At 63.0% G+C, this 26,603-nt stretch carries 29 protein-coding genes and 1 riboswitch; of the genes, 20 read left to right on the forward strand and 9 right to left on the reverse strand.

Annotated features, from left to right (window positions below; translation table 11 throughout):
• The first annotated feature begins 2 nt into the window (after positions 1–2).
• Genes R4P57_RS18680 through R4P57_RS18695 form a run of 4 tightly spaced genes read left to right on the forward strand, consistent with a single transcriptional unit; the run spans position 3 to position 4,626 of the window.
• The gene (locus R4P57_RS18680; RefSeq protein WP_317804318.1) at positions 3–1,412 is read left to right on the forward strand and encodes an amidase; all 1,410 of its coding nucleotides are present in this window, start codon (positions 3–5) and stop codon (positions 1,410–1,412) included.
• Entirely contained in the window at positions 1,409–2,344 is a 936-nt protein-coding gene (locus tag R4P57_RS18685; RefSeq protein WP_317804319.1) for a phosphotransferase, read from the forward strand. The genes R4P57_RS18680 and R4P57_RS18685 overlap by 4 nt, the downstream gene beginning before the upstream one ends.
• 7 nt (positions 2,345–2,351) lie before the next feature.
• Entirely contained in the window at positions 2,352–3,296 is a 945-nt protein-coding gene (locus R4P57_RS18690; RefSeq protein WP_317804320.1) for a phosphotransferase, read from the forward strand.
• A 1-nt stretch (position 3,297) separates the two neighbouring features.
• A complete protein-coding gene (locus tag R4P57_RS18695; RefSeq protein ID WP_317804321.1) occupies positions 3,298–4,626 on the forward strand; it encodes an aspartate aminotransferase family protein in 1,329 nt (442 codons plus the stop codon).
• Between the two features lie 13 nt (positions 4,627–4,639).
• Here the strand turns inward: R4P57_RS18695 and R4P57_RS18700 are convergent, their stop codons facing one another.
• The gene (locus R4P57_RS18700) at positions 4,640–5,245 is read right to left on the reverse strand and encodes a TetR/AcrR family transcriptional regulator (RefSeq protein WP_317804322.1); all 606 of its coding nucleotides are present in this window, start codon (positions 5,243–5,245) and stop codon (positions 4,640–4,642) included.
• A gap of 268 nt (positions 5,246–5,513) precedes the next feature.
• On the opposite strand from R4P57_RS18700, the gene R4P57_RS18705 reads away from it, so the two are divergent.
• The 3 genes from R4P57_RS18705 to R4P57_RS18715 are packed head-to-tail and all read left to right on the forward strand — an operon-like array spanning position 5,514 to position 8,846.
• Entirely contained in the window at positions 5,514–6,527 is a 1,014-nt protein-coding gene (locus tag R4P57_RS18705) for a ketoacyl-ACP synthase III family protein (RefSeq protein WP_317804323.1), read from the forward strand.
• A 38-nt stretch (positions 6,528–6,565) separates the two neighbouring features.
• Entirely contained in the window at positions 6,566–7,798 is a 1,233-nt protein-coding gene (locus R4P57_RS18710) for an MFS transporter (protein ID WP_317804324.1), read from the forward strand.
• Entirely contained in the window at positions 7,785–8,846 is a 1,062-nt protein-coding gene (locus R4P57_RS18715) for a GDSL-type esterase/lipase family protein (protein ID WP_317804325.1), read from the forward strand. Before R4P57_RS18710 ends, R4P57_RS18715 begins: the two co-directional genes overlap by 14 nt.
• A gap of 414 nt (positions 8,847–9,260) precedes the next feature.
• Here the strand turns inward: R4P57_RS18715 and R4P57_RS18720 are convergent, their stop codons facing one another.
• Entirely contained in the window at positions 9,261–9,875 is a 615-nt protein-coding gene (locus R4P57_RS18720; RefSeq protein WP_317804326.1) for a TetR/AcrR family transcriptional regulator, read from the reverse strand.
• Positions 9,876–10,045: 170 nt separating this feature from the next.
• Between R4P57_RS18720 and R4P57_RS18725 the strand changes: the two genes are divergently transcribed.
• The 10 genes from R4P57_RS18725 to R4P57_RS18770 all read left to right on the forward strand — a co-directional run bounded on the left by R4P57_RS18725 (position 10,046) and on the right by R4P57_RS18770 (position 19,568).
• Positions 10,046–11,281 (forward strand): sedoheptulose 7-phosphate cyclase, encoded by a 1,236-nt coding sequence (locus R4P57_RS18725; RefSeq protein ID WP_317804327.1) that lies wholly within the window; start codon positions 10,046–10,048, stop codon positions 11,279–11,281.
• Entirely contained in the window at positions 11,278–12,315 is a 1,038-nt protein-coding gene (locus R4P57_RS18730; RefSeq protein ID WP_317804328.1) for a ketoacyl-ACP synthase III family protein, read from the forward strand. Before R4P57_RS18725 ends, R4P57_RS18730 begins: the two co-directional genes overlap by 4 nt.
• Positions 12,316–12,422: 107 nt before the next feature.
• Entirely contained in the window at positions 12,423–13,418 is a 996-nt protein-coding gene (locus R4P57_RS18735) for a zinc-dependent alcohol dehydrogenase (protein ID WP_317804329.1), read from the forward strand.
• The gene (locus R4P57_RS18740; protein WP_317804330.1) at positions 13,411–14,229 is read left to right on the forward strand and encodes an SDR family NAD(P)-dependent oxidoreductase; all 819 of its coding nucleotides are present in this window, start codon (positions 13,411–13,413) and stop codon (positions 14,227–14,229) included. The genes R4P57_RS18735 and R4P57_RS18740 overlap by 8 nt, the downstream gene beginning before the upstream one ends.
• Entirely contained in the window at positions 14,226–15,125 is a 900-nt protein-coding gene (locus tag R4P57_RS18745; RefSeq protein ID WP_317804331.1) for an NADP-dependent oxidoreductase, read from the forward strand. Before R4P57_RS18740 ends, R4P57_RS18745 begins: the two co-directional genes overlap by 4 nt.
• Positions 15,122–15,919 carry a VOC family protein gene (locus R4P57_RS18750; protein WP_317804332.1) on the forward strand — a complete coding sequence of 266 codons (798 nt, stop codon included), beginning with the start codon at positions 15,122–15,124 and terminating at the stop codon, positions 15,917–15,919. Before R4P57_RS18745 ends, R4P57_RS18750 begins: the two co-directional genes overlap by 4 nt.
• A complete protein-coding gene (locus R4P57_RS18755) occupies positions 15,916–16,803 on the forward strand; it encodes a TIGR03619 family F420-dependent LLM class oxidoreductase (protein WP_317804333.1) in 888 nt (295 codons plus the stop codon). The genes R4P57_RS18750 and R4P57_RS18755 overlap by 4 nt, the downstream gene beginning before the upstream one ends.
• Complete coding sequence (locus R4P57_RS18760; protein ID WP_317804334.1) at positions 16,800–17,498, forward strand: HAD-IA family hydrolase; 699 nt, start codon at positions 16,800–16,802, stop codon at positions 17,496–17,498. The genes R4P57_RS18755 and R4P57_RS18760 overlap by 4 nt, the downstream gene beginning before the upstream one ends.
• Positions 17,495–18,454 carry an ROK family protein gene (locus tag R4P57_RS18765; protein WP_317804335.1) on the forward strand — a complete coding sequence of 320 codons (960 nt, stop codon included), beginning with the start codon at positions 17,495–17,497 and terminating at the stop codon, positions 18,452–18,454. Before R4P57_RS18760 ends, R4P57_RS18765 begins: the two co-directional genes overlap by 4 nt.
• A gap of 10 nt (positions 18,455–18,464) precedes the next feature.
• Positions 18,465–19,568, forward strand: a complete 1,104-nt coding sequence (locus R4P57_RS18770; RefSeq protein ID WP_317804336.1) for an alcohol dehydrogenase catalytic domain-containing protein — start codon at positions 18,465–18,467, stop codon at positions 19,566–19,568.
• A 17-nt stretch (positions 19,569–19,585) separates the two neighbouring features.
• Here the strand turns inward: R4P57_RS18770 and R4P57_RS18775 are convergent, their stop codons facing one another.
• Both R4P57_RS18775 and R4P57_RS18780 read right to left on the reverse strand, forming a co-directional pair.
• Complete coding sequence (locus tag R4P57_RS18775) at positions 19,586–21,331, reverse strand: TerD family protein (protein WP_317804338.1); 1,746 nt, start codon at positions 21,329–21,331, stop codon at positions 19,586–19,588.
• A 90-nt stretch (positions 21,332–21,421) separates the two neighbouring features.
• Positions 21,422–21,991, reverse strand: a complete 570-nt coding sequence (locus R4P57_RS18780) for a hypothetical protein (protein WP_317804339.1) — start codon at positions 21,989–21,991, stop codon at positions 21,422–21,424.
• 250 nt (positions 21,992–22,241) lie between these two features.
• Between R4P57_RS18780 and R4P57_RS18785 the strand changes: the two genes are divergently transcribed.
• Positions 22,242–22,460, forward strand: coding sequence for a helix-turn-helix transcriptional regulator (locus tag R4P57_RS18785; protein WP_317804340.1), 219 nt, complete (start codon positions 22,242–22,244; stop codon positions 22,458–22,460).
• A 171-nt stretch (positions 22,461–22,631) separates the two neighbouring features.
• Here the strand turns inward: R4P57_RS18785 and R4P57_RS18790 are convergent, their stop codons facing one another.
• The 3 genes from R4P57_RS18790 to R4P57_RS18800 all read right to left on the reverse strand — a co-directional run bounded on the left by R4P57_RS18790 (position 22,632) and on the right by R4P57_RS18800 (position 24,133).
• Positions 22,632–23,030, reverse strand: a complete 399-nt coding sequence (locus R4P57_RS18790; RefSeq protein WP_317804342.1) for a hypothetical protein — start codon at positions 23,028–23,030, stop codon at positions 22,632–22,634.
• A gap of 384 nt (positions 23,031–23,414) precedes the next feature.
• Complete coding sequence (locus R4P57_RS18795; RefSeq protein WP_317804343.1) at positions 23,415–23,597, reverse strand: hypothetical protein; 183 nt, start codon at positions 23,595–23,597, stop codon at positions 23,415–23,417.
• 107 nt (positions 23,598–23,704) lie between these two features.
• Complete coding sequence (locus tag R4P57_RS18800) at positions 23,705–24,133, reverse strand: mandelate racemase/muconate lactonizing protein (RefSeq protein ID WP_317804344.1); 429 nt, start codon at positions 24,131–24,133, stop codon at positions 23,705–23,707.
• A gap of 28 nt (positions 24,134–24,161) precedes the next feature.
• A riboswitch (SAM riboswitch) is annotated at positions 24,162–24,280 on the reverse strand.
• A 161-nt stretch (positions 24,281–24,441) separates the two neighbouring features.
• Between R4P57_RS18800 and R4P57_RS18805 the strand changes: the two genes are divergently transcribed.
• Both R4P57_RS18805 and R4P57_RS26835 read left to right on the forward strand, forming a co-directional pair.
• Positions 24,442–25,047 (forward strand): carbonic anhydrase family protein, encoded by a 606-nt coding sequence (locus R4P57_RS18805; protein WP_317804345.1) that lies wholly within the window; start codon positions 24,442–24,444, stop codon positions 25,045–25,047.
• Entirely contained in the window at positions 24,992–25,273 is a 282-nt protein-coding gene (locus R4P57_RS26835; RefSeq protein ID WP_411742392.1) for a carbonic anhydrase family protein, read from the forward strand. The genes R4P57_RS18805 and R4P57_RS26835 overlap by 56 nt, the downstream gene beginning before the upstream one ends.
• Positions 25,274–25,386: 113 nt before the next feature.
• Here R4P57_RS26835 and R4P57_RS18810 read toward each other — a convergent pair whose 3' ends face one another.
• Both R4P57_RS18810 and R4P57_RS18815 read right to left on the reverse strand, forming a co-directional pair.
• On the reverse strand, positions 25,387–25,788 hold the full coding sequence (locus tag R4P57_RS18810; RefSeq protein ID WP_317804346.1) for a hypothetical protein: 402 nt from the start codon (positions 25,786–25,788) through the stop codon (positions 25,387–25,389).
• A 15-nt stretch (positions 25,789–25,803) separates the two neighbouring features.
• Complete coding sequence (locus R4P57_RS18815; protein WP_317804514.1) at positions 25,804–26,361, reverse strand: DUF3558 domain-containing protein; 558 nt, start codon at positions 26,359–26,361, stop codon at positions 25,804–25,806.
• Positions 26,362–26,603: the final 242 nt, after the last annotated feature.

The raw sequence follows: 26,603 nt of genomic DNA on the forward strand, positions 1-26,603 counted from the left end.
CGATGAATCCCCTGTTGACCACAACCGTCGCCGAGATACGTGCGGCATTCGGCACCGGTGAGCTCACTCCCGTGCAGTTGCTCGATGCCACGCTGGAGCATCTCGAGACCACCGATCTCATGATCAATGCGATTGCGTACCTGGACGAGTCGGGTGCGCGTGCGGCAGCTCAGGCCGCCACCGACCGCCTCGATTCCGGCCGTGCGCGAGGCGACATGGACGGCATTCCGGTGACCATCAAGGACAGCGTCCATGCGATCGGGATGCCGTGGCGCCACGGCGTCGCCGCGAATGCTGACCTGCCGATGTCCACGGTCGATGCACCACCGGCTGCCCGGCTGAAGGAAGCGGGTGCCGTGATCGTCGGCAAGACCACGATGCCGGACATGGGGATGATGGCAGCGGGCGTCAGCTCGCTGTACGGAATCACCCGCAATCCCTGGGACCTCTCCCGCAACACCGGTGGATCCAGTGCGGGCGCAGGTGCGTCGCTGGCGTCGGGCATCGGTTTCGGTTCTGTCGGTTCCGATATCGCCGGGTCGGTGCGGTTGCCTGCGGGACACTGCGGGCTCGTTGCGTTGAAGCCGACGCAGGGCCGCATACCGCATACCGCGCCGTCGACCATGCGATCGGCCGGTCCGATGGCCCGCACCGTCGACGATCTCATCGACCTCTACGGTGTCATCTCCAGGCCCGATCCGCGGGACACGTGGAGCCTGCCCTACGAGGACACCACCGACATACGCGCAAGCCTGTCTCCTGCCGGACTTCGCATCGGCGTCATGCTCGACATGGGCTACGGTCCCACCGTTTCCGACGACGTACAGGCCGTGGTGCGTTCTGCAGCAACGAAACTGAGTGCAGCGGGCACCGTGGTCACCGAAATGCCGCCGGTCTTCGGCGTGGATCCGTACCCGGCGTTGGATCGCCTGTTCCAGGTTCGTGCACGCACGGAGTGGGAGGCCATTCCCGAGAATCGTCGATCGCAGGTACTGCCCGCGGTCGCCGACTGGGCCTCGGCGGCGGCAGAGTATTCGGCGGCTCAGTTCTCGCGAGATACCGATGCGGTGATGCGATCGCAGGAGATGATTCGGGCGGAGACGGCCGAGTTCGACTTCGTCATCTCCCCGGTCATTCCCACGGTGGGGTTCGGAGCCGAAGAGGTCGGGCTCGACCCGGCACAACCATTGGGCCACTGCAGTTTCACCGCGTGGTTCAACCAGACCGCGCAGCCTGCCTCAGCGCTCTGCTTCGGCTTCAGCGCACACATGCCCGTTGGGATCCAGGTCGTCGGGCCGCGGTTCGCAGATCAGGCGGTGCTACGGCTGACGAAGTGGCTCGAAGGTGCACGTGAGATCGAGATGAATTGGCCGACGGCTGTGGCCGCTGACAAGATCGGAGCGCTGGGATGACCGTGCGACAGGCATTGAGCGAGTTGGGTATCTGGGCCTCGGGCGAATTGACGTTGGAACCCGGGACCACCATGGCGAGCCCCAGTTGGTGGGGCGCTGACTCCGAGCGTTATTCGGCGCGGGCCGAGGTTGCGGACTCCGGTGCGGGCTCGGCCGCGTACGTGAAGGTGATGGAACCGCAGGCCCGCGACTACATCGATGTCGCAGCATCGTTCTCGGCTGCGACCGCGGCCGGTGACGCGGGCATCGGCCCAACTGTCTTCTTCTCCGACGCAGCTTCCGGCGTGTTGGTGATGGAGGACTTCACCGGACTGTGTTCGACTGCAACGCTCGATCTGTTCGACGAGGATACGAACGTCGAGAAGCTGGTGGCGCTTCGGACTTCCGTTCACCGGCTCAGCGGAATCACCAGACGTGCGTCGGTGTTCGACGACCTGACACACGTCATAGGCTTGGTCGAAAAGGTCGGGGGCCTGTTCCCGGCCGACTTCGACTGGATGCTGCGCACTCTCGGGCCCGCCGAAGCGCGGATCGACAGCGCCGGCATCGACGCGGTGCCCTGCCACGGCGACGGCAATGTCTCCAATGTCCTGATGCTCGACGACGGCGGAATGCGGCTCGTCGACTGGGACGTTGCGGCGCTGATGGATCCGCTGCAGGACATCGGTGCGTTGCTCGCAGAGATCCGCCCGTTCGACACCGACGCACGTGAGGTGTTCGAGATGATGTGGGGCTCGTTCGACAGTGCGCTCTTCGATCGCGCCCGCATCTACGGCGTCGCCGACTCCCTGCGGTGGGCCCTCATCGGCTCGTACGCAGACGCGATGAGGCCGGGCACGCACGAATACTCGAAGTTCTCCGACTGGCAGTTCCTGAGGGCGCGCGCTGGACTGCGCGACCCGCATTTCGACGACCGAGTACGGAATATCTGAGGTGGCCATGAACGAGATCGCACTGGGATCCGCCCACACCGAACCCGAACGGCAGGTGGAGAAAGCCCTCGCCGCCGTTGCGGAGTGGGAGGGACTGAACATCACCTATACCCCGGTACCCGGAGGGTTGATGAACAGCAATTGGCGCATCACCGTTGAAGGAAAACCGAAGCGCTACTTCATGAAACTCCCCGGTGCCGGAACGGATTCGTTCATCGACCGGTCGCTGGCGAACGAGGCTGCCCGTCGCGCAGGCGCTTTGGACATCGGACCCGAGGTGGTGCTGTTCGATCCAGTGACCGGTGTGGAGGTGATCGAGTTCCTCGAAGGCTATCGGGCGTGCACCAACGGTGACCTCAAGCGCCCTGAGATCCCCCTGGGCATGATCGATCTGTATCGCGTACTGCATTCGGGAAGCAAGCTCAGCATCACGAAGACTATTTTCGACATGATCGACGAACACCTCGATCAGGTTGCCGAACTCGGCGTGCGGTTGCCGCGCGACGCCGAGGTGATCCTCGCGGAATACGGGCAGGCGAAGAACGCGATGCTGGCATCCGGCCTGGATCTGGTTGCGTGTCACAACGACCCGATGCCGGGCAACATTCTGATCGGCGACGGCCTGCCGATGAAATTGGTGGACTACGAGTTCGCGTCGAACAACGACCGCGCCTACGAGCTGGCCGTGATGATCATCGAGATGTTCTACGGCGAGCAGCAGACGATGGAATTGATCGAGGAGTTCTACGGCAAAGCCGAGTGGTCGATGATCTCCCGGGTGCAGGTATGCAGCGCACTCGCCGACGTCAAATGGGGGCTGTGGGGTTGCATGAACCACAAGCTCAGCACCGCATGGGATTTCGACTACCACAAGTACGGAACCTGGAAGCTTGCCCGCGCGAGGATGAAGATGGCGGATCCGCGTTGGGCGTTCTGGCTGCAGGGGTTGTGAGGTGACCACACTCGATCGCGTCGGAGCCCTGAGCGTCAACGGTTTCGATGCGTCCTCGGCCGTGGGGCTCAGCACTCGCACGCTCGATCTGGTCGAGCGCCGGAGGCGCGTACTCGGGCCCGCCTATCACCTGATGTACGAGACCCCGCTCGAGTTGGTACGAGGCGAGGGTGTGTACGTCTACGACGCCGATGGCACGCGATACCTCGACATGTACAACAACGTTGCCAGCGTGGGGCATTGCCATCCCAGGGTGGTCGAGGCCGTCACCCGGCAGATGTCGTTGATCAACACGCACACGCGGTATCTGCACGATGCAGTGATCGGCTACGCCGAGGACCTGGTCGGCACCTTCCCCGACCGGTTGGACACCGCGATGTTCACGTGCACCGGGTCCGAGGCCAACGACCTCGCTCTCCGGATCGCGCGGCACGCGACGGGCCGCCAGGGCATCATCGTCACCGAAAGTGCCTATCACGGTGGGACTGTGGATGTGGCGGCATGTTCGCCGTCGATGGGTCCGGCGTCCGTTCGCGACGCTCCGTGGTTGCGGACGGTTCCGGCACCGGATGCGTACCGGGTCGAGGGCGATCTGGGGACATGGTTCGCCGAACAGGTGCAGACGCAGATCGACGACCTGGCCGCGTCCGGCGTCGGTATCGCGGCTCTGCTGATCGACTCGATCTTCGCGTCCGACGGGATCTTGCCGGAGCCGACACCGTTCCTGAAGCCTGCGGCAGATGTCGTTCACGCAGCGGGTGGGGTGTTGATCGCCGACGAGGTGCAGCCGGGATTCGGACGGCTGGGCGCATCGATGTGGGGCTTCGAGCGGCACGGGTTGATGCCCGACATCGTGACGATGGGCAAACCGATGGGCAACGGCATGCCCATCGCCGGACTGGTCATGCAGAGTTCACTGGCCGAGCAGTTCGGACGAGACCTTCGCTATTTCAACACCTTCGGTGGCAACCCGGTGACCATCGCTGCGGCGCAAGCGGTGCTCGACGTGATCCGAGACGAGGACCTGGTGTCAAACTCAGCGGCGATGGGTGGGCGAATGCTTACCGGCCTACGCGAGATCGCCCACAATGCCGATGCGATCGGAGATGTTCGGGGTGCGGGGTTGTTCGTCGGAGTCGAATTCGTGGGTCCGTCAGGAGAGCCCGATCCTGACGAGGCAATTCGAGTGGTCAACTACATGAGAAATCACGGGGTGTTGATCTCGGCGACCGGGCTGTACGGAAACACGTTGAAAATCAGACCGCCGTTGACAATCGAGTCCGGGGATGTCGACCAGTTTCTGGAGAAATTCGCGGCGATCGTGTTCTGATACAAGACAGCTGTCAGCCGACGTTCGGCCCCAACGACGCCAGTGTTCTGTCCGCAACGCGTTCGAGCTGTTGCCGGCTGGCTCCGTCTCGTGCCCGTTGCGACATGCCCTGGATGATCACGCCGATGAATTCTGCAACGTCGACGGGGTTCCATGACGGAGGCAGGATGCCGTCGGCGACGTTCTCGGAAATACGATCCGACAGCAGGGACACGTTCGCATTGCGCATGTTGCGCAATCGATCTGCGATACTTCGATTGGCCTCGGTGACGCCGACGGCCGAGCTGATGATCAGACAACCCCCCGGACACGAGTCGTCGGTGTAGTGCGACGCCGCGTCGTACAGCAGCCTTGAGATCAGCTTGGCCGCGTGGGGCTCCTCGGCGAACGCCCGACCCATGAAGTCGCCGCGAGTGGCGAGATATCGATCGATCGTGGCGAAGAACAACCCCTCCTTGCCTCCGAACGCACTGTAGAGACTCGGCGGGTTGATGCCCATCGCGCTGGTGAGCATCGAGACAGAAGTGCCCTCGTACCCGTGCTCCCAGAAGGCGAACATCGCCTGATCCAGCGCTGAGTCGACATCGAACTTGCGCCCCTGTCCTCGCACGCCGGCCATCGGGCCCTCCTCTTCTCGAACTGTTCTCGCAAACTGTGATTGATCATACTCCTGTAGCGATCAATAAATGAATCGCCTAGCCTTCGACAGAAGGTTCGGTTCTTCATGGAACGAAGGGGTAAAGAGTGGTCACGGAGACACGCAACGAATCGCCCGCGGTCAACGCGAACGTTGCACCCAGGCGGAGATCAGCGGGCTCCGGTTGCGAACTCGATCCGCCGTGCCATACTCGTGTAGTGATCACTAAACGCAACCACGAGGGAGCTTCGTGAAGCACGACGACGTCTACATCACCGGGATCGCATCGGTTCTGGGACAGCGAGATCCGGTACACGAGGCCGTCGCACGTGGCGACTACGACCCCGACGACGCGGCCGAGGACGACCTCGAATCGATCTCGGTGATACCGGGGGCGGCTCCCACCGAACTCGCAGCTCGAGCACTCGGAGAGGCGCTTTCCTTCGGCGAGGATCGACGAATCGACACCCTGATACACACCGGAATTCACTTCCAGGGTCAGGACTACTGGACCCCCGCCGCCCACATAGCTCGTACGGCTCTACCGGACGCAGCGTCGAGCAGATTGACCACATTGGAAATACGGCAGGCATCCAACGGTGGACTCGCAGCACTACACACTGGCGCACTGTTCGCGGCCGCCAACTCAGGCGGTGCTGTCGCCGTTACTGCGGCCGACGTATTCGCACAACCCCACTTCGACCGGTACCGCAGCGACAAGGGGCTTGTCCTCGCCGACGGTGCAGCAGCCGTCGTGCTCGACCGCTCCTCCGGAATCGCCGCCGTCCGCAGCAGCGCCTTGATCGGTGACCCGTCACTCGAGCCGCTCTACGCGGGCGATGCGCCGCGCCCTCTTCCCAACGATCCCTCGACGCGTCTCGACCTACGGGGAAGAAAGGACATCTATCTCGCCGATCATCCGATCGAGGAGGCCATCGCCAAACTGACTGGCGCCACCGAGGAAGTCCTGCGCATCGCGCTGGAAGACGCGGACTGCAAGATCGACCAGATCGATCGGTTCGTGTTCCCCAACACCGGCCGCGGAATCGCAGAGTGGAAATTTCTGTCTCAGTACGGGATCGACGAAGACCGGACACTCTGGAAATGGGGCCGCACCGTCGGCCATATCGGAGCAGCCGACCAGCTCGCGGGCCTGCATCACCTCATCTCGACAGGCGCAACTCCGAAGGGATCACTTGTTGCGCTGTGCTCCTCAGGGATCGGATTCAACTGGGGCGCAGCCATTATCGAAATCATGGCATGAACCGCCTATCCACTACTACTTCCACGAAGGGGTACTAGATGACCACCGAGCAACGGACCGCCACTGCGCCACAGTCCGACTCTCCAGGCATTCCCGTCGCACCGATACTTGCGATGATGCTGTGCGTATTCGCCCTGGGCAGTGCTGAATACGCGGTGATCGGCTTGCTTACCGAGATTGCCGTCGACGTCGGCACCACCGTCAGCACTGCCGCGTCGGTCGTCACGACCTACGCAGTGACCGTTGCTGTGACCGGCCCAATTCTGGCGGCATACTTGGCACGGTACTCGTCGAAACTGTCCATGGTCTGGCTCATGGTTGTGTTCCTGGTCGGCAACGTCATCTCGTCTTCCGCCCCCACAATTGCCGTTCTGCTCGCCGGCCGTGTGGTCGCAGCGCTGGCGCTCAGTGGGTTCATCGCATTCTCGATTGCCACCCTCGCACGCAGCGTTCCACCCGAACGCATCGCACAGGCCATCTCCTGGGTGGCCGGCGGTCTCATTCTTGCGATGATCCTGGGTGCTCCGGTGGGAACACTGATCGGACAACACTTCGGCTGGCGGGCGACCTTCGTCGCCCTTGCCGTGGTTGCTGCTGCTGGCATCGCGTTCGTGGCGCTGGCCATTCCGACCGACCCCGCCCCGGAAACGACACCGAGCATCGCACAGGAACTCAGGGTGATCCTCCGACGGCCCGTACTGATCGCATTGCTGTTCAGCGCCCTCGGGCAGACCGGCTTCTTCACCGCCTACACCTACATCGCGCCCACACTCGAAAACATCACCGGATTCGACGGAGGCACCATTGCTTTCCTGCTGTTCGTGTTCGGTGTCGGGGGCTTCCTCGGGAATCTCGTCGGGGGTCGTCTCGCCGACCGAAATCTGGCGCGCGCCCTTGTCGGCTTGTTGGTAGTTCTCGTCGTCGCACTGCTGGCCCTGAGCCTCGCGGCTCCTTCGAAACCCGCTGTCGTCGTCGCTCTGATAGCACTGGGCGCTGCAGGATTCGCAGTCGTACCCGCCTACCAAACGTGGGTGTTGACCGCAGCGGAGGGTGCCCCGTCGGCCCTCGCCGCGAACACGTCCGGCATCAATGTCGGTGTCGCGCTCGGATCGTTGATCGGCGGAACCACTCTGGCGCAGGGCCTGTCCGAGCGGAACCTCGGATGGATCGGTGCTGTGGCGACGGCGTTGGGCCTCGTCGTCGCCTTGTGGGCAACGCGTGGCCGCCTCCGCACCACCACCGATTTGGAGTCGGACGATGCCTCAGCGTGAGCGCTGGCGCGTCGCGCACCGGGTACCGCTGGTCAGTCCCTACGAGTCGGACAAGAATGTACCCTCGATCACCCTCCGACGCGGTGATGTTGTGGTTCAAGAACATCGAATGGCGTTCAGCGGCAGCGCGATCCGAGTTACTGTGTCCAACGAACACGGCACCCACGAAACCGACGTTGCGATCGCGATCGGAGATTCACCCGCAACCTTCGACGGCCGCGATCATGTAATCCTCGATTCCGGCAGCTCGCGCACGACCGACCCACTTTATATCGACGCAGACCGGGACGAGCCGGCGACCATTTCACTGATGGGCCGCAGGGACTCGTCCGAGCAACTGACCTACAACCCGTCGCTGATCCACTCCACGCTCATACGTTCGCCGAACGGCCACGTAGGGTCTGTACCCACGCAAATTCTCGTCCAGCAAATCGAAGTCGCGACCGACGACGATGCTCCGATCGTAGTTGCCCTCGGCGATTCAATCACTGCGGGATTCGGCAGCTCCGTGCACGGCTACCCCGGTGTACTCGCCGACCATCACAACCGTCGTGTATTGAACGTCGGCATTGCAGGAAATCGCCTCGACGCCGACGAGATCGGGCCGTCGATCAGGCGTCGACTACGCTCGGACGGACTGTCATCGAACCCGGCTTATCTGGTCTTGCAAGCAGGTATCAACGATCTCGCTACGGTGTTTCCTGGACGTGCACTCGACGAGACCGACGGAGAGCATCTGGGTCAGCAACTGCTCGACATTGCAGGCAACGCTCGTGACGCCGGAGTCACCGTCATCGTCGCGACACTTCCGCCGGTCGAGGGATGCCGGTATCCGCAGTTCTGCCGACCCGGTATCGACGTCGCACGCGACGCGGCCAACCAAGTCGTCATGGGCGGAGCATTCGAAGTCCTGCCACTCCACAGCCTTCTGGTCGATTCCTCGTATCCCGACACCCTGGCACCCGCGTTCGACAGTGGCGACCGCATCCACCCCAACGACCAGGCCGCGAAAGTGATTGCCGCTCGAATCGATTGGATGCTGAACTGACGTGAGCACCATCGGAGTTGTATCGAACTCACGCTGACCCGTCGACGCGGCGTGCTTTTGCGCACCCGACTCGCCTGAAGTCCGTACCGTGCACGGTGTGACGCGCAGCACAGCGACGTGCGTGCCGAGACTTCAGGAGCGAAATCGATGAAGAGCACCATGCAGGACACCCCACTGTCCATCGGCCAGCTGGTTCGAGGAGTTCCTCGACAGTCGCGTCGCGCATTGGCAGTTGCCCGAACGACGGACCTTCATCGACGAGGTCCCGAAAACCAGCGTCGGCAAATACGACAAGAAACGACTGCGTAGTTCGCATGCCGACGGGGCGTTGGACGTCATCGAACTCGTCTGACCCTCGTCCATCGGTACCGTCGTAGAGCGATGGCACCTGCAGTATCGATCGTGCGGTTCGGGTCAACGGGCGATCGAAGACACCGGCCTCAGCGACGCAACTGCTCGGTCTGCCACCTGTTCGAGTTGCCGCCTTGAAGCACCGTCTCGCGCGCGTTGCGACATGCCCTGGATTATCACGCCGATGAATTCGGCAACATCGTCGGCGTCCCATGACGAAGGGAGGACGCCGTCCTCGACGTTTTCCGAGATGAGCTTCGACAGCAGCGAGACGTTGGCATTACGCATGTCGCGCAATCGATGTGCGATGCCCTGATTAGCTTCTGTGACGCCGACGGCCGAGCTGATGATCAGACAGCCACCCGGGCAGGACTCGTCGGTGTAGTGCGAGGCCGCGTCGTACAGCAGCCTGGAGATGAGCTTGTCGGCACGCGGTTCCTCGGCGAACGCCCGGCCCATGAAGTCACCACGAGTGGCGACGTAGCGGTCCACCGCCGCGAAGAACAATCCCTCTTTGCCACCGAAAGCGCTGTAGAGGCTCGGCGGGTTGACGTTCATGGCGCTCGTGAGCATCGAGATGGATGTGCCCTCGTACCCGTGCTCCCAGAAAGCGAACATCGCTTTGTCCAGCGCAGTGTCGAGATCGAACTTACGACCCTGTCCCCGTACTCCGGCCATGTGAATCTCCCGGCTTCGAATCGAGTGCTTCTCTGACACTGTGATCTAGTCTACTCCTGTAGCGATCGATAAGCGAATCATCTACGCTCGAGTAAGAACTTCGGTTCGTTGCAGCACGGCAGAGAGTGAACACAGCCCGAGAGTGCACATCACCGTCCAGGGGGACACACATGCGTAGTGCCGCTTCATTCAAGCTCGGACTCAGTCACAGTGCAGACACCGACTCGGCGTGGAAAGTCGAAGCAGTCAAGCAGGTCGAATACCACGTCCTCGCCGCGCGGGATCTGTTTGCGCAGGACAACACTCAGCTTTTGGACGGTTGCAGCGCAGCACCGTTGACCCATGGAGACAGGCGCCTCATCGTCATCGACACCAATGTCGACCGCATTCACGGCGATCGCATCAGAAGATACTTCGAGCATCACGGCGTGACCGCATCGTTCGTGGCGATGCGTGCCGACGAAGCGGTGAAGGAGTGGAGCTCGGTCATCCGAGTTGTCGACGCCATGAACGGGTTCGGTATCGACCGACGCCGAGAGCCGGTCATCGCCATCGGCGGCGGAGTGTTGCTCGACGTCGTCGGATTCGCCGCGAGCGTCTATCGGCGCGGTACCCCGTACATCAGAATTCCCACCACTCTCATCGGCCTCGTCGATGCGGGTGTAGGCGTCAAGACGGGCGTCAACTACGGCATGGGCAAGAACCGGCTGGGAACGTACGCCCCAGCCCTTGCCACTTACGTCGACAGAGCATTTCTGCGTACCCTCGACGAACGTCACCTGTCCAATGGCCTCGCCGAGATTCTGAAGATGGCGTTGATCAAGTCGATCGATCTGTTCGAGCTGCTCGAGACGTACGGCCAACGCCTGATCGGCGACAACTTTCAGGGTTCTTCTGCCGAACTCGACACTGCTGCAAAACAAGTCATTGCCGAGTCGATCCACCTCATGCTGGAAGAGCTGCAACCCAATTTGTGGGAGTCCTGCCTCGAGCGGTGCGTGGACTACGGCCACACATTCTCACCGACACTCGAGATGGAAGCGCTGCCCGCTTTGCTGCACGGCGAGGCCGTCAGCATCGACATGGCACTCACCTCAGCGCTGGGATTCCTGCGCGGGAGTCTCAGCGGTGACGACCTGGACCGCATCCTGACGGTCATGAAGCAGCTCGGCCTCCCCGTATGGAACGAGGTGTTGTCCAGACAAGGCGTGCTCGACGCAGCGCTCGCAGACACTGTGCGCCACCGTGACGGTCGTCAGCGACTGCCGCTCCCAGTCGGCATCGGCGGACACCGTTTCGCCAACGACGTTACGAACGAGGAGATCTCGTCCGCACTGGCGTTGCTGGCCCGCAAGAACGGCGGACTTCCGACCAGCGGCGTCCCGGGGACGAAGGTGGCGTCGTGAAGTGGGACAGCCTGTACATCGAGGGCTTCGGTTCCTACCTACCCGAAAGTCGCGTCCTGGCAACCGACATGGTCGCATCGGGGCGGTTCGAGGAAGTCGAGCACCAGAAGACCGGTCAGATATCGGCGGCCGTCTCGAGCCCCGAACTCGATGAGTCTGCTCCCAACATGGCTATCCACGCAGGCCGAGCCGCTCTGCGGGACAGCGGAATCGACACCGACGAGATAGACCTTCTTGTGCACGCTGTCGTGCTGCACAACGGTCTCGAAGCCTGGAACTGCGGAGCGTACATACAGAACGAACTGGGCATCGACGACTGTCTGCCCATCGAAATCCGCGCCGCGTGCGCCGGGGTTATCGTGGGCATGGAAATGATCGGCCGCTGGTTCGACGGACGCGGCAAGGGGCTGGTGACCGCGTCCGACGCGTGGCGTTTGCCTCTTTTCGATCGATGGACCTCCGACAGCGGACTCGTCTACGGAGACGGCGCGGCTGCCGCGGTCGTCGGCCCCGATCCCGGCCCGTTCCGCATTCTGTCCACGTCAGTGGTGAGCGACGCACACCTGGAACAGATGCACCGCGGCAACGACAGTCTCGACATGCCTGTCTACGGCACCGGCAGACCCGTAGATCTGCGAGCACGCGTCGCCGGCTTCACCGAGAACCACACCATCGACGAGTTCTGGTCGCGCAATGCGGCGGCGCTGACTCTCTGCGCTGAAACAGCTTTGGGTGACTCGTCTACTCATCACGGAGAGATCGACAGGTGGATCGTCCCCAACTTCGGCAACGTGCTGCTGCGCAAACAGTGCTTTGAGCCCCTCAAGATCAGACCCGATCAGACGCTGATCGAAGTCGGGCGCACAATCGGCCACACCGGTGCCGCCGACCCTTTGCTCGGCCTCGATTTGCTTCGCCGCACCGAATCATTGCACCCGGGAGACCGAATCATGCTCACCGGCATCGGCGTTGGATTCACTTGGGGATGCGCAGTCGTCGAATACACCGGCCACGACAACACGACGGAGGAATAGACCATGGTCGTCGAATCACGCCAGGTAACGCCCGCTACCGACTCCTGTGTCGCCGTCGGCTCGATCGTCGGTCTCATCCTCAGTCGCCGCGCGTCCCAGGCGGCCGGATGAGAGCCGCAGTGATCGACGCGCCGCATTCGGTATCGATCGTCGAGCTCGACGCCCCCGTCTGCGGCCCGGACGACGTCGTAGTCGCAATCTCCTACGTCGGACTGTGCGGCACGGATCTGGAACTGCTGCACGGCACATCCTCGTACCTGACCGATGGGAAGACGACCTTTCCACACCACTTCGGACACGAGTGGGTGGGTGTCGTCGACCGGACCGGCAGCGGCGTTCGCGACCTCGAGACAGGTGACGCCGTCACCGGCAGCACCATGCTCTTCTGCCAGTCCTGCACCGCCTGCGGATCGGGCAAACGTAATCAATGTTCGGATCTCAAGGAAGTCGGCCTGTACGAACACGGCGGCGCAGCAGCACAATTCCTCGTCATGCCCCGGCGCGCCGTGGTCTCGCTGGGCCGCGTACCCGCCGAACCCGAACACGTGCTCATCGAACCGCTGGTCACCGTGCTCGAAGCTCTCGACGCGGCGTCGGTGTCCCCGGGCGATCGAGTGCTCGTCATCGGCGCGGGAACCATCGGCAGTCTCGCGGTGGCCATGCTGTCCCGGTGCCCCGTCTTCGTCGACGTTCTCGAACCACGATGCATCGAGCACCTCGGATCTGGCGCAGTGGCGCAGAGGTTCACGACAGCTGATTCTCTGACCGGGACCTACGACATCGTCGTCGAAGCATCGGGTGGGGCCGGCGCGCTGAGCACGGCAATCGGCGCACTCCGTCCCGGCGGAAAATGCATCCTCGTCGGCGTCGCCGCGCACTCCGAATCCATCGACCCCGGAATGGTTGCGCTGGCAGGAATCTCAATCATCGGGATACGTCACGGTGTCGATCACTATCGCCGTGCGGCAGCGCTCTTTCCGCTGATTCGTCCCGCACTGGCCGCGCTCATCGACAGCGTGGTGCCGTTGTCCGACGCCAAAGCGGCGTTCGATCGTCTCGAAAGCCGTCGGACACGACCGAAAGTGGTGATCGCAGTTGAGTAGTCCCGGGTACACGGTAGTCACCGGTGCCAGCAGCGGAATCGGCCGCGCCATCGCGCTGGCCCTCGCGAACGAAGGGCACAATCTGATTCTCGGATACGGGCACGGCACCGATCGAATCAGTCGACTGGTGGACGATATTCGAGCCTCCTGTCCCGTCGACGCAATCGCGCTACACCTCGATCTGCGTGACGCGCGTGCCACGGTCGCTGCAGTCGAGAGCGCGGTAGGCGAGCTCGGCAGCATCCGATGCCTGGTCAACAACGCCGGCGTCAACGACCGATCCTCGGCCGACGCACTCGATGTCCAACGAATCGAGGACGTCCTTGCCATCAATACCGTCACACCACTCGCGTTGGCATCGGCGGTCGGTCGCCGCATGATCGCCGACGGTATCGCCGGCTCGATCGTCAACATCACCTCCGTTCACGACTCGATCCCCATCACCGGCGGAGCCGTGTACTGCGCCAGCAAGGCGGCATTGGCCGCGTCGGGCAAGGTTCTCGCGCTCGAGTTCGCCCGGCACGGAATCCGTGTCAATTCCGTGGCACCCGGGGAAACAGCCACCGCGATGAACGGCGTCGACGACGAGTCGAGATACGCGGACATCGTGCGGCCGGCCATTCCGCTGGGACGGCCCGCGGGAGTCGACGAAGTTGCCGCAGCCGCAGTGTTTCTCGCCGGACCCGCATCGAGCTACCTCACCGGCACCACCATCACCGTCGACGGTGGCCTCGTGCTGACCGCCGCAGAAGAGAACGCGCGATATGCGGGCCGACTGGTTCCCGCTACCGGACGAAAGGACATTGCATGAAAGCCGTGATCATCACCGCCAAGGGTGAACCCGACGTACTCACCGTCGCAGAGATCGACGAGCCCGAGGCAGGGCCTGGCGACATCGTCGTGTCGGTGGCTGCGGCCGCCGTGAACCCGGTCGACCTCAAGACTCGTTCGGGATTCCTGGACATCGAACTGACGTACCCTGCGGTCCTCGGCTGGGATGTCTCGGGAACCGTCGTCGCCGTCGGCCCGTCGGTCACTCGATTTGCGCCGGGCGACAACGTGATCGGCATGATTGCCCAGCCGGCACACCGCTTCGGCACCTACGCCGAACGCGTCGTCGCCGACGAATCGTTGTTCGCGCACGCACCCACCGGCGTCACCCTCGAGCACGCGGCCGCACTACCGCTCGCAGCCCTCACGGCCCTCCAACAGCTCGACAAAGTCACTCTCCCAGCACAATCCACAGTCTTGGTGACCGGTGCTGCCGGCGCGGTGGGCCGCATAGCGTCGGCCATTCTGCTGACCTGCGGCCACCACGTCGACGCTCTCGCGCGCGAGTCGGACACCGACGATCTGCTCGAGCTCGGTGCCCGGAGTGTGTTCGGCAAACCCGTAGATCTGCCCCTCGGGGCTTACGACGCCGTCGTCGACACCGCAGGCGTGGTGGAGACGATCGACAGTGTTCGCGACGGCGGTGCGTACGTCTCCATCGAGGACGGCGATCAGCCCGAACCACAGCGCGGCATCACGCCGGGTAAGAGCTACGTCAACGAGGACGGGCCGGGTCTCGAGGAGTTCGCCGCGCTCGTCTCCGCGGGGACGATCACCGTTCCGGTCGCCCGCGAGTTCGGTTTCGACGAGGCTGCGCGCGCTCATTCCCTGCTCGCTGCCGGTGGAACACGAGGAAAGGTACTGCTGATCCCATGACCGTCACCACGAACATCGACACCTCGCTCACCACAATCGGAATCACCGTTCCCGACGGCCACGAAGCGGCCGACTTCGTTGCGTCACTGTTGGGCGTGAACTGCGGCGACAACGCATCGGTGCCGGTCGGGGACGGCATGTCCATCGAGTTCACCTCCTCGTCCGCTCCGGACCAGGTCCCGCCGCGGCTGGTGGACGTGGGAACCAATCACCTGTGCTTCACGGTCGGCGACATCGACGCTGCAGCGAGTTATCTCGCAGCACGCGAGGATGTTTCGGTGCTCGGCGACGTGATCACCGTCCCCGAGGGCCCGATTGCGGGCAACAGGTGGATCTACTTCCGATCGCCGTGGGGCACATTGTTCGAGCTGCAGCAGTGGCCAGAGACGCCAGGATATTTCGGCGATACCGACGCCCGGCTGCATCACCGACGCGAGGACAGTCCGTCGGCGCTGCTGCCGACCTGCAGAGGACTCGACCACTCCGGCTACAGCGTGGCCGATCTGGACGCCACGATTGCTCGGCTGGTGGAATCGCATTCCGCCGTCGAAGTACTGCGTACCGAGATCGAAGCGGATCGCGGTTTCATGCGTGCGCAATTCGACCTGGATGTGGAGGGCACCTCCCGAATGGCCATGGTGTCGGTCGGCGAGCTCAACGTCGAACTGTTCGAGCACAACATCGGCCGCAAGCACGGTGCCCGACCACTGACGGCCAACGGCGGCAACTTCCTCACCCTGCCCACCGGCGATCGCAACACCGGTGCAGTTCGACTGTTTCCCGGTGCGCTGTGAAGTACGGAATCAATCTCCCGAACTTCGGCCCGCAGATCGACCCGGACGGGATTCTCGCGTGGGCCAGCGCTGCCGAATCCGTCGGCTTCGACAACATTCTGCTCTCGGATCACGTGGTACTGACCGACGACGCCCATCGGCGCTCCCCCGCACCGTTCTACGAATGCCTGGCGACGCTGTCGTGGCTCGCGGGTCAGACCGACTCCATCCGCCTCGGTAGCGGAGTGCTGATCGGAAGCCACCGTCATCCGGCACATCTGGCGCACGCGACCGCCACGATCGACCGGCTCAGCGGTGGACGACTCATCGTCGGAGTCGGCGTCGGCTGGACGGCGCAGGCATTCGATGTTCTGGGCGTCCCGTTCCACCGGCGGGGTCGCATGACCGACGCCACGCTCGAAACTCTGCGGGCGGCATGGTCGTCGGAGACGTACGAGACTGCAGGAGCGAGCGGCACGCCCCGCCGAGTCCACGGTGGACCGCTGCCGGTACAGACGCCGCATCCACCGCTGTGGATCGGCGGGAACGGTCCCGCTGCACTCGACCGGTCCAACAGGTTGGGTACCGGTTGGCATCCGCTACACCCGTCGCGGCAACTGTGCACCGCGGGATCCCGCGCCCTCGATGAGGGCAAGGAGTTCGTTCCGAGAATCTACTTCCTCCCCACCGACACCCCGATCGAGTCACCGAACCGTCCACTCGGCTACGGCAGCATCGAACAGATCCACACCGACATCGAGTTCCTCACCGAGGTGGGCGCGAGCACCGTGGTTCTCGACACCGACCCGGGTGATCAACGTCTGCGGCGGTCCACCGCACACGATCTCGAACTCGTCCGATACGCCGGCGAAGTCCTGGGGATGCGAGCGGAGGCCACGGTATGAGTGTGCAGCCCAGTCCGACTCGTCGATCCGTCGGGAGTGGAGCCCGCGGAACGACCCAGATCACCGCTGCCGCATTCCTGTTCGACATGGATGGCACCCTGGTCGATTCGCACGAGTCCATCGAAGCGGTGTGGTTCGCTTTCGCCGAGCGCCACGGTGTCGACAAGGCGGTGATGTCCAAAGCGCTTCCCGGCCGACTGGCCGCCGACATCATTCTGCGTGTACTCGGACCCACTGCCGACCTACGCGAGGCACTCAATTGGATTCGAGAGCGCGAACACCAGAGCCTGGTGCCGGTTCGGCCTATCGCCGGTGCGGAGCAGTTTCTCGCCTCGGTGCCCGCGGACCGGTGGGCGGTGGTGACTTCGGCGTCACGTTCGATGATGGTGCGACGTCTGACCGCAGCCGGCCTTCCGACACCGAAGGTTGCCGTGTGCGCCGAGGACGTGGCCGTCGGCAAGCCCGATCCCGAGGGATTTCGCTCTGCTGCAGAGCAACTGGGTGTCTCCATCGAGTCGTGCATCGTTTTCGAGGATGCAGATGCCGGGATCGCCGCAGCGCAGGCCGCCGGCGCGCGATGCATCGCAATCGGCAACGAGTCCGGTCCGCAGGTTGCCCGCGTGGACGACTTCGAATCGTTGCGGGTCGCGGTACGCGACGGTGCCCTCGTGATCGACGTGGATCCGGTGCGATGACGGCAGCTGTGTCGGTCGATCTGGGCGGCACATGGCTGCGTATCCGCAGTGGTGACGTCATCGAGCGAGTGCCCTCGCCCAGTGCGCTCAGACAGCCCGGCGTGGCGGCCGACAACCTGCTGCAGCAACTGATGGATACGCTCGATCGTCATGCGCCGCATGGTGCAGCGGTGAACATCTCATGTGGCGCGGCGCTCGACGAGCAGAACGGCGTTGCATTGGGTTCGGGGCCACTGTGGGGCGGAGCGCCCACCGGTGAGATTCCCCTGCTGAGCATGTTGTCGTCCCGTCGTCCCGATGTGCACTGGAGACTCGTCAACGACGTGACCGCAGGGCTGGCGTCGTTCGCGCTCGGATTCGCCCGACCCACCGATCGGCACATCGCCTACTTCACGATCAGCAGCGGAATCGCCGCGCGCACTGCCATTCTCACCGACCGATCCATTCCGGTGGACCATCGTGGCCTCCAGGGCGAAGTCGGCCATCTCCGAGCATCGACTTCGGCCCCAGAGGCAGTGCGGACGTTGCCCTGCGCATGCGGAGGAATCGGGCACGTCTCGTCCATCTCGTCCGGACCCGCAGTTCAGGCAGTGGCAGATGTTCTCGAGATTCGCTACGACGTCGATACCTTTGCCTCTTCGCTGGCGGCCGGAGACCCCGATTCGTCCAGGCTGCTGCGGACAGTGGTGGAACCGATCGCCGAACTGATCAGGACCATGATCGCTCTCGACCCGCGCTTGGACCGCATCGGAATAGGCGGCGGTGTAGCCGAGGGACTGTGGGAATTCTACGAACGCGAGCTCACCGGGCAGCTCGCGGAGACGCGCTCGTATGCCGACTCCCTCACTCCGGAGCGCGTCGCCGACATCATCCATCTCTGCCGCCCCGGCGACATCGACACCCTGGCCGGAGCCGACGCCATTGCCGACGGTTTCCTCCGCGTCACGAAGATCTGAAAGAGGAATGATGACAACACAAGCGACTCATCGCGCCATCGTTCGGCAGGGCAGCCACTCGGCCGTCGAAGAACGCGCGACGCCGTCGCCCGGGCCGGGTGAATTGTTGATCGCACCTGAGTCAGTGTCGCTGTGCGGCACGGACATTCAGATCGTCCGGGGTGACCGAGACGATCCGTCCCCGATCGTCGGTCACGAGGGAGCCGCCCGCGTCGTAGAGGTCGGTGCAGGTGTGTCGGAGTTCGCCGTCGGTGATCGTGTCGTAATCAATCCCACGCACCCGCACGACTCGTCGTTCCTGCTCGGTCACAACGTCGAGGGATTGTTCCAGCAGCGGGTCGTCATCGGCGCGTCCGCCGTCAGCGGCGGATTGGTATCGCTGCTTCCGCCAGGCTTGTCCAGTGCCCGAGCAACTCTCGTCGAGCCGTACGCCGTCGTCCGCTACGCGTTGTCGTGCCTGGCAAGGGAGACACCGGAGACGCTCTTGATTTTCGGGGATGGTCTGATCGGCAATCTCGCAGCCACTCTTGCGCCGTCCGTCCTGTTTCCCACCGTGGACGTCGCGATGGTGCACCGCACCGAACTGGGCACGAAGTGGACCGCCAACCATCTACCGTCCGTGACGAACTTCGCCACCGATGACGACTGGGAAAGCCACCTCACCGGAACCGTCGCTGTGCTTGTGGCGACCCACCGCGCCGGGACGGTGGCGTCCATCGACGCGGCTCTGCGTCGCCTCGGTGATCGAGTAGTGGCGGTACATCCGATCGGTGGTGTTCCGGCCAAGGCGACGTCCGACCTGCTCCCCGGTGTGGACATTGCCGGTGTTCGGCAGGCCAACACCGGCGGTCCGACGCCGCCTGCGGTCACGACGTTCACCCGCGGTTCGCAGAGGGTGGCGCTGACGGGCAACCGAGGGGTTACCAACAGTCAACTCACCGCAGCAGCAACGGCATTGACCACCGCCGACGACTCGATCGACAGGCTCCTCACACATCGGCGCGGAATCGACGAGGGAACCGCGCTGATGAACACCATCTGCGAGCAACGAACGCGAGTCGTCGACGGTGAACTCGTGATCCGATTGGTCGTGGATCTCAGCAGCCACGACTGACAGGTTCCCGCTTCGGATTATTCGTCGACCTCCACGCCGTATCGCACAGCCAGTTCAGCCAATCCGTCGTCGTAGCCCTGGCCGATGGGTCGGAAGCGCCAACCGCTCCCCCGGCGGTAGATCTCTGCCAACAGCATCGATTGTTCCGTTGTGGCCGCATCGAGCACCGCTGTGGCGACCGTCGACTCCAGCCCATCGAGCGATACCGAGACCGCGCCGACATCACCGAACGTTTTGTCGCCGTCGACAGCCGCGGCGATGACGATGCGCGAGCATTCCTCTGGAACAAGTCCCAGATCGATCCGCACACCCTGCTCACTGTCCCCGTCGATCGACATCGAGACGGCACCGTCCGAGGTGGCCGGAGCGTTGTAGAACACGAAATCCTCGTCACTGGAGACCAACTCGTCGTCGTTGACCAGTAATGCGACGACGTCGACACCGACCTGATCGGACTCGTCGGCCCGCCACGAACTGTTCAAAGTCAGCATGGTGAGGCTTGGATCCAGATCGACAACACCACCACGTGGCACCAGCGGAGCGATTCGGGATCGCCGGGCAGGAAGCGGCGCAGGCATTTCGATCTTCAGTTCGCGGTCGATCAAGGCGGGCGTCAGCAGTGTGAGATCCCGTTCTTTCACTTTCGGCATCCGGGGATCTCCGTCTCCGCCGTCCAGAATCAGGATGTCGGTCACGCCAGCGCTGAGATTCACAGCCGGTGTCGCACCGAGTTGTATCAGACGGGAACGCATCAGCACAGAATCGGCATGCGAACCACCCATGACCAAGACCCTTCTTGACTGCCAAGGCTTTAAGACTGGATCGAGGTGCTGCACGCGTGGCTTCGGCTGGGCCTGCGGCAGAGATTCTTTCGGCATTCCTGGCTGCACGTTCCGTAGAAAGTCCAGCAGTTCTGACTCCGAAATGATCCGAAGTCCATGGGCCCGAGCCCGTTCGACCTTTCTGCTTTCAGTCGTCGGATCCGAGCACACCACCACACTGGTGAACCTGCTGACGGAGTTCATCACGTCCAAGCCCGCTTCGGTGAGCTGAGCAGCCAAACGCAGCCGCGGAATCCGCGTGTCGCCGCTGATCACGACTCGCATGCCCTGAATCAGAGCGCCGTCCTCAGTAAGTGGACCGGGGTTCTCCCACGTGCAATGCGTTCGAGGAACGGTGTCCGGATACAGCGTCAGGCGCTCGGTGCACGTGACGACGGGAAGGGGAAGTTCGAGCGACCTGGCCAGTCGAGCACTGTGAGTGAACACCTGCGCCAGCACGCGGGCATCGTCGTAGGCGTCGTGTGCATTGGACTGCAGCACTTTCCAGTGCGCAGCCAGGGTGGATAGCTTGTGGTTGGGAGTGTCGAGTTGTAGTCGCCTCGACAATGCCACGGTGCACAACCGTTGCTTCGTCGGCATGTCGATGCCCGCACGCATCGATTCGAGCTTCAGGAAGCCATGGTCGAAACTTGCGTTGTGCGCGACCATGGTTCGACCGTCGAGCAGATCCATGAGCTGCGGGGCGATCATGTCGAACGTCGGCGCGCCGGCAAGCCGTTCGGGCGTCAGTTTGTGGATGTGTACCGGACCGGGATCGCAGCCCGGGTTGACCAGAGTCGACAGTTCGCGTCCCACGCGTCCGTCCTCGTCGACCGTCATAGCGGCCACGCTGAGCACCCGATCACGGGATGCCTTCAGACCTGAGGTCTCGACATCGACGACGACCCACTTGTCGCGTCCGGTCTTCACTGCATTCCCCACGGAGGTTCCACCTTCGACGCAAACGGACAGTGGTGGTCACTATGCCGCACGGGTCACCGGCAATACGGCAAATGCCGAACACGGGTCAATCTATTCGCACTGCGGACCTGTGATGTAGCCCTGCTCGCAGCCGTACTGGGTTTGTATGTCCCCGCTGGTGGGTTCTTCTCCGCACAGGACTCCGCACCGCTCGTAGCCATTCACGACGCCATCGCCGTTTCGATCCTCGGATTCGTTGTACGGATACCCTGCATCGGGCACCGGCGCGGTCGCCGCGCATCTCGGGTCGTTCACCTCGTACGACCCATCGGTGAAGACCGCGGTGCCGCCGTAATCGCAGTATCTCAATTCAGGCGGTGCCGGCGCGACGTACGTGTCGCATTCGGCTTCGTACCCTGTCGTTCCGTCTGAGTACAGGGCAGTGCCGGACTGATACAGATCCAAGTCGCCGCACTCGTAGGTGACTGGTTGAGGCTGAGGAACAGGCGGCGGCTCAGGTGCCGCCGGCACGTCCACGTTGGAGGTAGGCGATGCCGACACAGTGACGCTGGAACTGCTCGTGACAGGAACAGCTTCGCTCGGTGTCTCGTCGGGGCTGCTCGAGCAGCCGGCGCAGACCAGAGCTATTGCGGTGATTGCAATGAACGTTCTCGTGGACATGCCAACTCCGAGCCGGTCGAGACTGCATGGGCCCGTCCCCGGTACAGGCAATGTCGATTCAGTATCGCAATGAACGGACCACCGACACGCGCGATTCGACGTTCGGATACGGCGTTATGCCGTCGTTCACAGGCATAACCGGATGTGGCGCCTCAACCATGAGGCGTACCCTCACCTATGCATGCACTCGCAAGCACAAGGAGCGAATATGGCCGATCCGCGATGACGAAGCCGGAGATATTCGAGCGAGGTGGCCGACGCCTTCGTCGCACGTCGGCTTCAGTTACGCCTCACTCAGGCTGAGTTGGCATTGCTTGCCGGCGTGGGGCGATCGACGGTCCAAGCTCTCGAAGGCGGCAAAGACTCGATCCAACTCGACGGTGCGATCGCCATCGCGAATGCGCTGGGCTGTGACCTCACTCTGCGGACTCGGGCCGGAACGCCTGTGCCGCCTCTGGATCCGCGTTGACAACGCCACCATGGCGGTGCCTGACCGGCCAGGCGGACTGCAACCCGCGTGGCCGTAGAGCAAAGCCATGGAACCCGAATCGGATCTCGGCAAAAGGGGTCCGATCAACTCGTACGCAACGATTTCCGGATCCGGCGTACCGGAACTCGTGTATGACCTCGGACAGTTCGGTCAGGCGCGCTGTACACCGACGCCCGTCAATCTATCTGCTGCTGCATCGGTTCCAAGTTCGACTCGGGCCTCCGGGTTGTCGATGTAGAAGCGAATCCACTGTTCAAGCGCAACCGGGTGGATATCGAAGCGTCTGCAGTCGAGTTCGATGTACTTGCCTTTCGGCATAATTTCGATTCTCCGGAGCAAGGTTGTGAAGCGACGGTTCATCTTCGCCAACTCGTCGACCCTCACCAGAACCAACGGGTACGACTCCACGACCACAGCGGTGTCTCGGATGTCCGCCCACGGTACCTGGATGTCGAATGCCCAGCCGCGGTGGCGAATACCGTCGTCCGAGAGCTCGAGGTAGCCGTTGCGAATACTGCGCAACAGGATTGGAATCAGGAGCGAGGCCATGGAAAGCCCCATCGCCGCAAGCACCCATCCCACCCCACCCCACCCGAGGTGAAACCCATCGCGATCACGCAGGTCGACAGAGAACTGACCACCACGACGAGCAACCTCAAGCTCACCGGGTTGTAGCGCACAGTCGATCCCTGCACCCAAGGGCCGACGTCAGAGCCTGTCTTAATCGACGGGACGTTGGTCCACGCGAAAGCCATTGTGCTGATGCAGAATACAGCAAATCCGAATGTCGACAGCGCAGGGGCGATCATTCCCTCCACGACACCCACCACGCACAAGTACAGAGCAATCAGCGCCGCAACCCCGAAGATCGCGCTTCGAGCGATCATCGACCCAGGCGATGCCACCCAGCGCCGCACTTCACTGGTCTGCACGTCAGAAAATCGCATCCCACGCCCCTGTCGCCAGTTCGCCGATTGCCGACCCCGTGTCGGCAACTGCCGCAGCACCATCACCGATAGCGTCGCCGACGCTACCCAAACCGTCTTCGTAGGGCGTGGCCACCGATTCGACGCACGGCACGTAGACCACTGGTGGGAAATCAGTTGGAACTGCCATTTCCGCCCCTCCCCGACGCGGCCCGAGCGCCGCCCCACAGCATCAGACGCAGCAGCGACGCCCGCGGTTCCACTGAGAAGCCGCACGCCGACGGCTGATAGACGGCTTCAGCGAGACAGCGTCTGCAAGGTCGCCTCGCCCGCGCGATACCCCGCCTCGAACAGCCATGGCCATACGGAAAAGTCCTCGGGGTCGACGACCACCGTCTCGACACCACCGTTCCCACGCCGCTTGGGCATGTTCTCTGGATGCGCAGGAAAACGACCTTTCAGATAGGACGGCTCGAGACTCTGCCGAAAGATCAGCCACGTCTGAGGCGTGAAACCCACTGCCTCAGCACGTTTCGCGAGCTCGATCCAAGCTTCGGCATTGGCGTACCCGCCTTCGAGTACCAGCCTCCGAGTCTCGAGCATCGGGAACACGCCGTACCAAATCGGCGGGTAACTCAGTAGCGTCTGGCACCAGGTACGACGGCGTTCCGGCGGAATGGGTTCCCACTTCGCCTGTGCTGCTTCGAGTTCGTCACTACCGGACATTGTTCACCTCATTCTGGAGGTGCAACCCTCCATCGACTTGCGCGCCTGCGATTGCGGGACGCGCCGGTTCTTCCCCTGGGGCACCCTGTCGATGGAGACGGGGTTGCCGGACAGCCGGCCAGGTACCGACAGCTGCCACTCATGAACCACCTCCGAGCGTAGACGCGCGGTACGACATGCACCATCCGATGGATCGGATCGCCCCGAGTTCGGATCGATTTCGCACTCCGCCCGCCATCGAAGCGGCAATCGGTCAGTGTGATAGACATATTTCGTTAGGTGCGTTCTACATCTAGTTGGGAGGAATTATGCTTCGCCTTGCTCGCAGTGCTGCCTTTGTCGCGGCCGTCCCGCTCCTGTTCGTAGCGTGCTCGAATACGCCCAGCGCTGAATCCAGCACTGACACGACCACACCTGCAGCAAGCGCCGCCGCTGCAGCGGAAGAAGCAGGGGCGCAGCAAGCGACCGAATTCCAGTACGACGGCGAACTCGACCCCGACGCGTGGCCGACCCTCAGCCCTGACTGGGGTGCCTGCGCCGACACGTCGGCCCAATCCCCGATCAACCTCCACGACGCCACCGCCGCAGACCTTCCGTCGCTCCAATTCGCCTACAACACAGGCGTTATCGCCTTGAAGAACACTAGACACACGGTACAGGCGGACAAGACACCCGGATCGGAGGTGATCCTCGGCGACAAGCACTTTGCGCTGACGCAGTTCCACCTCCACGAACCGGCCGAGCACGAACTGGACGGCGTCCGCCACGACGCCGAATTGCATCTGGTGCACACCGCAGAAGACGGAAGCATCACCGTCGTCAGCGTCCTGATCGACAAGGGGGGCAGCGAACGCAGCATTGGGAAACTACTTCGACGAACTGCCTCCCGTCGGCGACACCGCGGAGCTCAGTAGTTTCGATCCCGCGGCTCTGCTACCTGCCGATCGGACGAATGTGCGCTACACCGGATCCCTCACCACTCCCCCGTGCACCGAGGGCGTGCAGTGGATTGTGATGACCACTCCGGTACAGGCCTCGGCAGAGCAACTCGACGAATTCCGCACCCTGATCGAACAGAACGCTCGGCCCCTTCAGGAGCAAGGCAGCCGAAGCGTTCTGCTCGATACTGAAGGAAGTTGACAGGGGCGCTGGGTTGAGCGAGCCAGAGGTAGCTCACTACCGATTCGACGCCAGCGCAGCATCATTCGGACGGACGGTAGACCAGCTCCGATCACACCAACTCCGGTATGAAATCACTTGCTCAGACCCTCCGCGATCTCGCCGATGGATTTCAACGTCCGCTGATCGGTGTACTCCACCTCGTCGAAATAGCGCTTGAACACCGACCGCATCAGCTCGATGACCTCGATGTGTTGCAAGAGCACGACCCGCAACGATCGATCGCCACTGTGGGCAATCTTCTCGAACTTCCTCCCGAGCTGCCTAGCCGAATCGAGGGTGCCGAACGCCTCGACGTCGACCAGGTTTTTCGTCCTCGCCAGCATTTCCGTCAGGTGTCTGATGTACGCAGCGCAGACCTCATCGCACCGGAACGCCACGCCATCGGGGATCTCGAGCTGTCCGGACTCTGCTTGCATCGACAGCGATTGCCACTGCTGCATCGATACCGCAAGCTCGTTCGTCTCTGAACCCATCGCTTCTTCTTCCTTTTAGTTCGATGCCGGCATGGACGGTCGGAGCGAACGCGCCAACCGTTCGACCTCGACACACGGATCCGCGAGAGCTGGTGTCCTTGCAATCCCATCGAGATTCAGATAGACGACGCCGCCCGGGCGTCCGAAAGCGACGCCGCAATTGACCTCGTCGTACTTGATGGTCCGCTGGAAGCGCACGCCATCGAACCCCTCGATCGGCTGGAAATTCTCGAACGGTCCCCGCTCGCGTAGGTAGTCCAGGCTTTCAGTGGACGAGAAGATGCCGAGGTGATACCACGGCGTGGGCAGCGGATTGGTCCAGAAACACGTCAGCCAGTCCTCAGAGATCGGCAGATCTCCCACCAGGTTCCAGGACTTTGTCTCCACCGCCAAGCCCGCGTCTTCGATTGCCGAGTCCGGGATGGTGCACGGATCCCACGCCCCATTCGCCGGAGCGGTTGTCATCACCGATGTCGTCGACGGTGCCGCCGCAACGGGCACGCCTTCGAACGCCCCTCCGCAGCCGGTTGCCACCAGCATCAGTCCGACCGCACTCCCGATCAGCAATCGCATCTTGCTCACAGCACTCCGTCCTTGGAACCCATCCGTGGTGTTGGACGCAGCTACCAGCGCATCGGTTCCATTTGATCGGACGCAGGTGCGCCTGGCGTTTGCCGATCGGTGCGACGCCGTCTCCATTCGATTGGATCGTCGGACCCCGCGGCCGGGACTGAACCATCCCTCGATGACTGGGCAACACTCCAGGGCCACCCGTACCGGAGTGCACCTTCGTCGCGCTGATCGTGGCGGCGATA

The organism is Rhodococcus sp. IEGM 1330, from assembly GCF_033142445.1.
Taxonomy (GTDB): Bacteria; Actinomycetota; Actinomycetes; order Mycobacteriales; family Mycobacteriaceae; genus Rhodococcoides.

Bases quoted from the DNA above. Each gene is read 5' to 3' on its own strand.
- R4P57_RS18680 (WP_317804318.1), top strand. From the start codon at position 3: ATGAATCCCCTGTTGACCACAACCGTCGCCGAGATACGTGCGGCATTC.
- R4P57_RS18685 (WP_317804319.1), top strand. From the start codon at position 1,409: ATGACCGTGCGACAGGCATTGAGCGAGTTGGGTATCTGGGCCTCGGGC.
- R4P57_RS18690 (WP_317804320.1), top strand. From the start codon at position 2,352: ATGAACGAGATCGCACTGGGATCCGCCCACACCGAACCCGAACGGCAG.
- R4P57_RS18700 (WP_317804322.1), bottom strand. From the start codon at position 5,245: ATGGCCGGCGTGCGAGGACAGGGGCGCAAGTTCGATGTCGACTCAGCG.
- R4P57_RS18710 (WP_317804324.1), top strand. From the start codon at position 6,566: ATGACCACCGAGCAACGGACCGCCACTGCGCCACAGTCCGACTCTCCA.
- R4P57_RS18715 (WP_317804325.1), top strand. From the start codon at position 7,785: ATGCCTCAGCGTGAGCGCTGGCGCGTCGCGCACCGGGTACCGCTGGTC.
- R4P57_RS18720 (WP_317804326.1), bottom strand. From the start codon at position 9,875: ATGGCCGGAGTACGGGGACAGGGTCGTAAGTTCGATCTCGACACTGCG.
- R4P57_RS18725 (WP_317804327.1), top strand. From the start codon at position 10,046: ATGCGTAGTGCCGCTTCATTCAAGCTCGGACTCAGTCACAGTGCAGAC.
- R4P57_RS18735 (WP_317804329.1), top strand. From the start codon at position 12,423: ATGAGAGCCGCAGTGATCGACGCGCCGCATTCGGTATCGATCGTCGAG.
- R4P57_RS18745 (WP_317804331.1), top strand. From the start codon at position 14,226: ATGAAAGCCGTGATCATCACCGCCAAGGGTGAACCCGACGTACTCACC.
- R4P57_RS18750 (WP_317804332.1), top strand. From the start codon at position 15,122: ATGACCGTCACCACGAACATCGACACCTCGCTCACCACAATCGGAATC.
- R4P57_RS18760 (WP_317804334.1), top strand. From the start codon at position 16,800: ATGAGTGTGCAGCCCAGTCCGACTCGTCGATCCGTCGGGAGTGGAGCC.
- R4P57_RS18765 (WP_317804335.1), top strand. From the start codon at position 17,495: ATGACGGCAGCTGTGTCGGTCGATCTGGGCGGCACATGGCTGCGTATC.
- R4P57_RS18770 (WP_317804336.1), top strand. From the start codon at position 18,465: ATGACAACACAAGCGACTCATCGCGCCATCGTTCGGCAGGGCAGCCAC.
- R4P57_RS18780 (WP_317804339.1), bottom strand. From the start codon at position 21,991: ATGTCCACGAGAACGTTCATTGCAATCACCGCAATAGCTCTGGTCTGC.
- R4P57_RS18790 (WP_317804342.1), bottom strand. From the start codon at position 23,030: ATGGCCTCGCTCCTGATTCCAATCCTGTTGCGCAGTATTCGCAACGGC.
- R4P57_RS18795 (WP_317804343.1), bottom strand. From the start codon at position 23,597: ATGGCAGTTCCAACTGATTTCCCACCAGTGGTCTACGTGCCGTGCGTC.
- R4P57_RS18800 (WP_317804344.1), bottom strand. From the start codon at position 24,133: ATGTCCGGTAGTGACGAACTCGAAGCAGCACAGGCGAAGTGGGAACCC.
- R4P57_RS18805 (WP_317804345.1), top strand. From the start codon at position 24,442: ATGCTTCGCCTTGCTCGCAGTGCTGCCTTTGTCGCGGCCGTCCCGCTC.
- R4P57_RS18810 (WP_317804346.1), bottom strand. From the start codon at position 25,788: ATGGGTTCAGAGACGAACGAGCTTGCGGTATCGATGCAGCAGTGGCAA.
- R4P57_RS18815 (WP_317804514.1), bottom strand. From the start codon at position 26,361: ATGCGATTGCTGATCGGGAGTGCGGTCGGACTGATGCTGGTGGCAACC.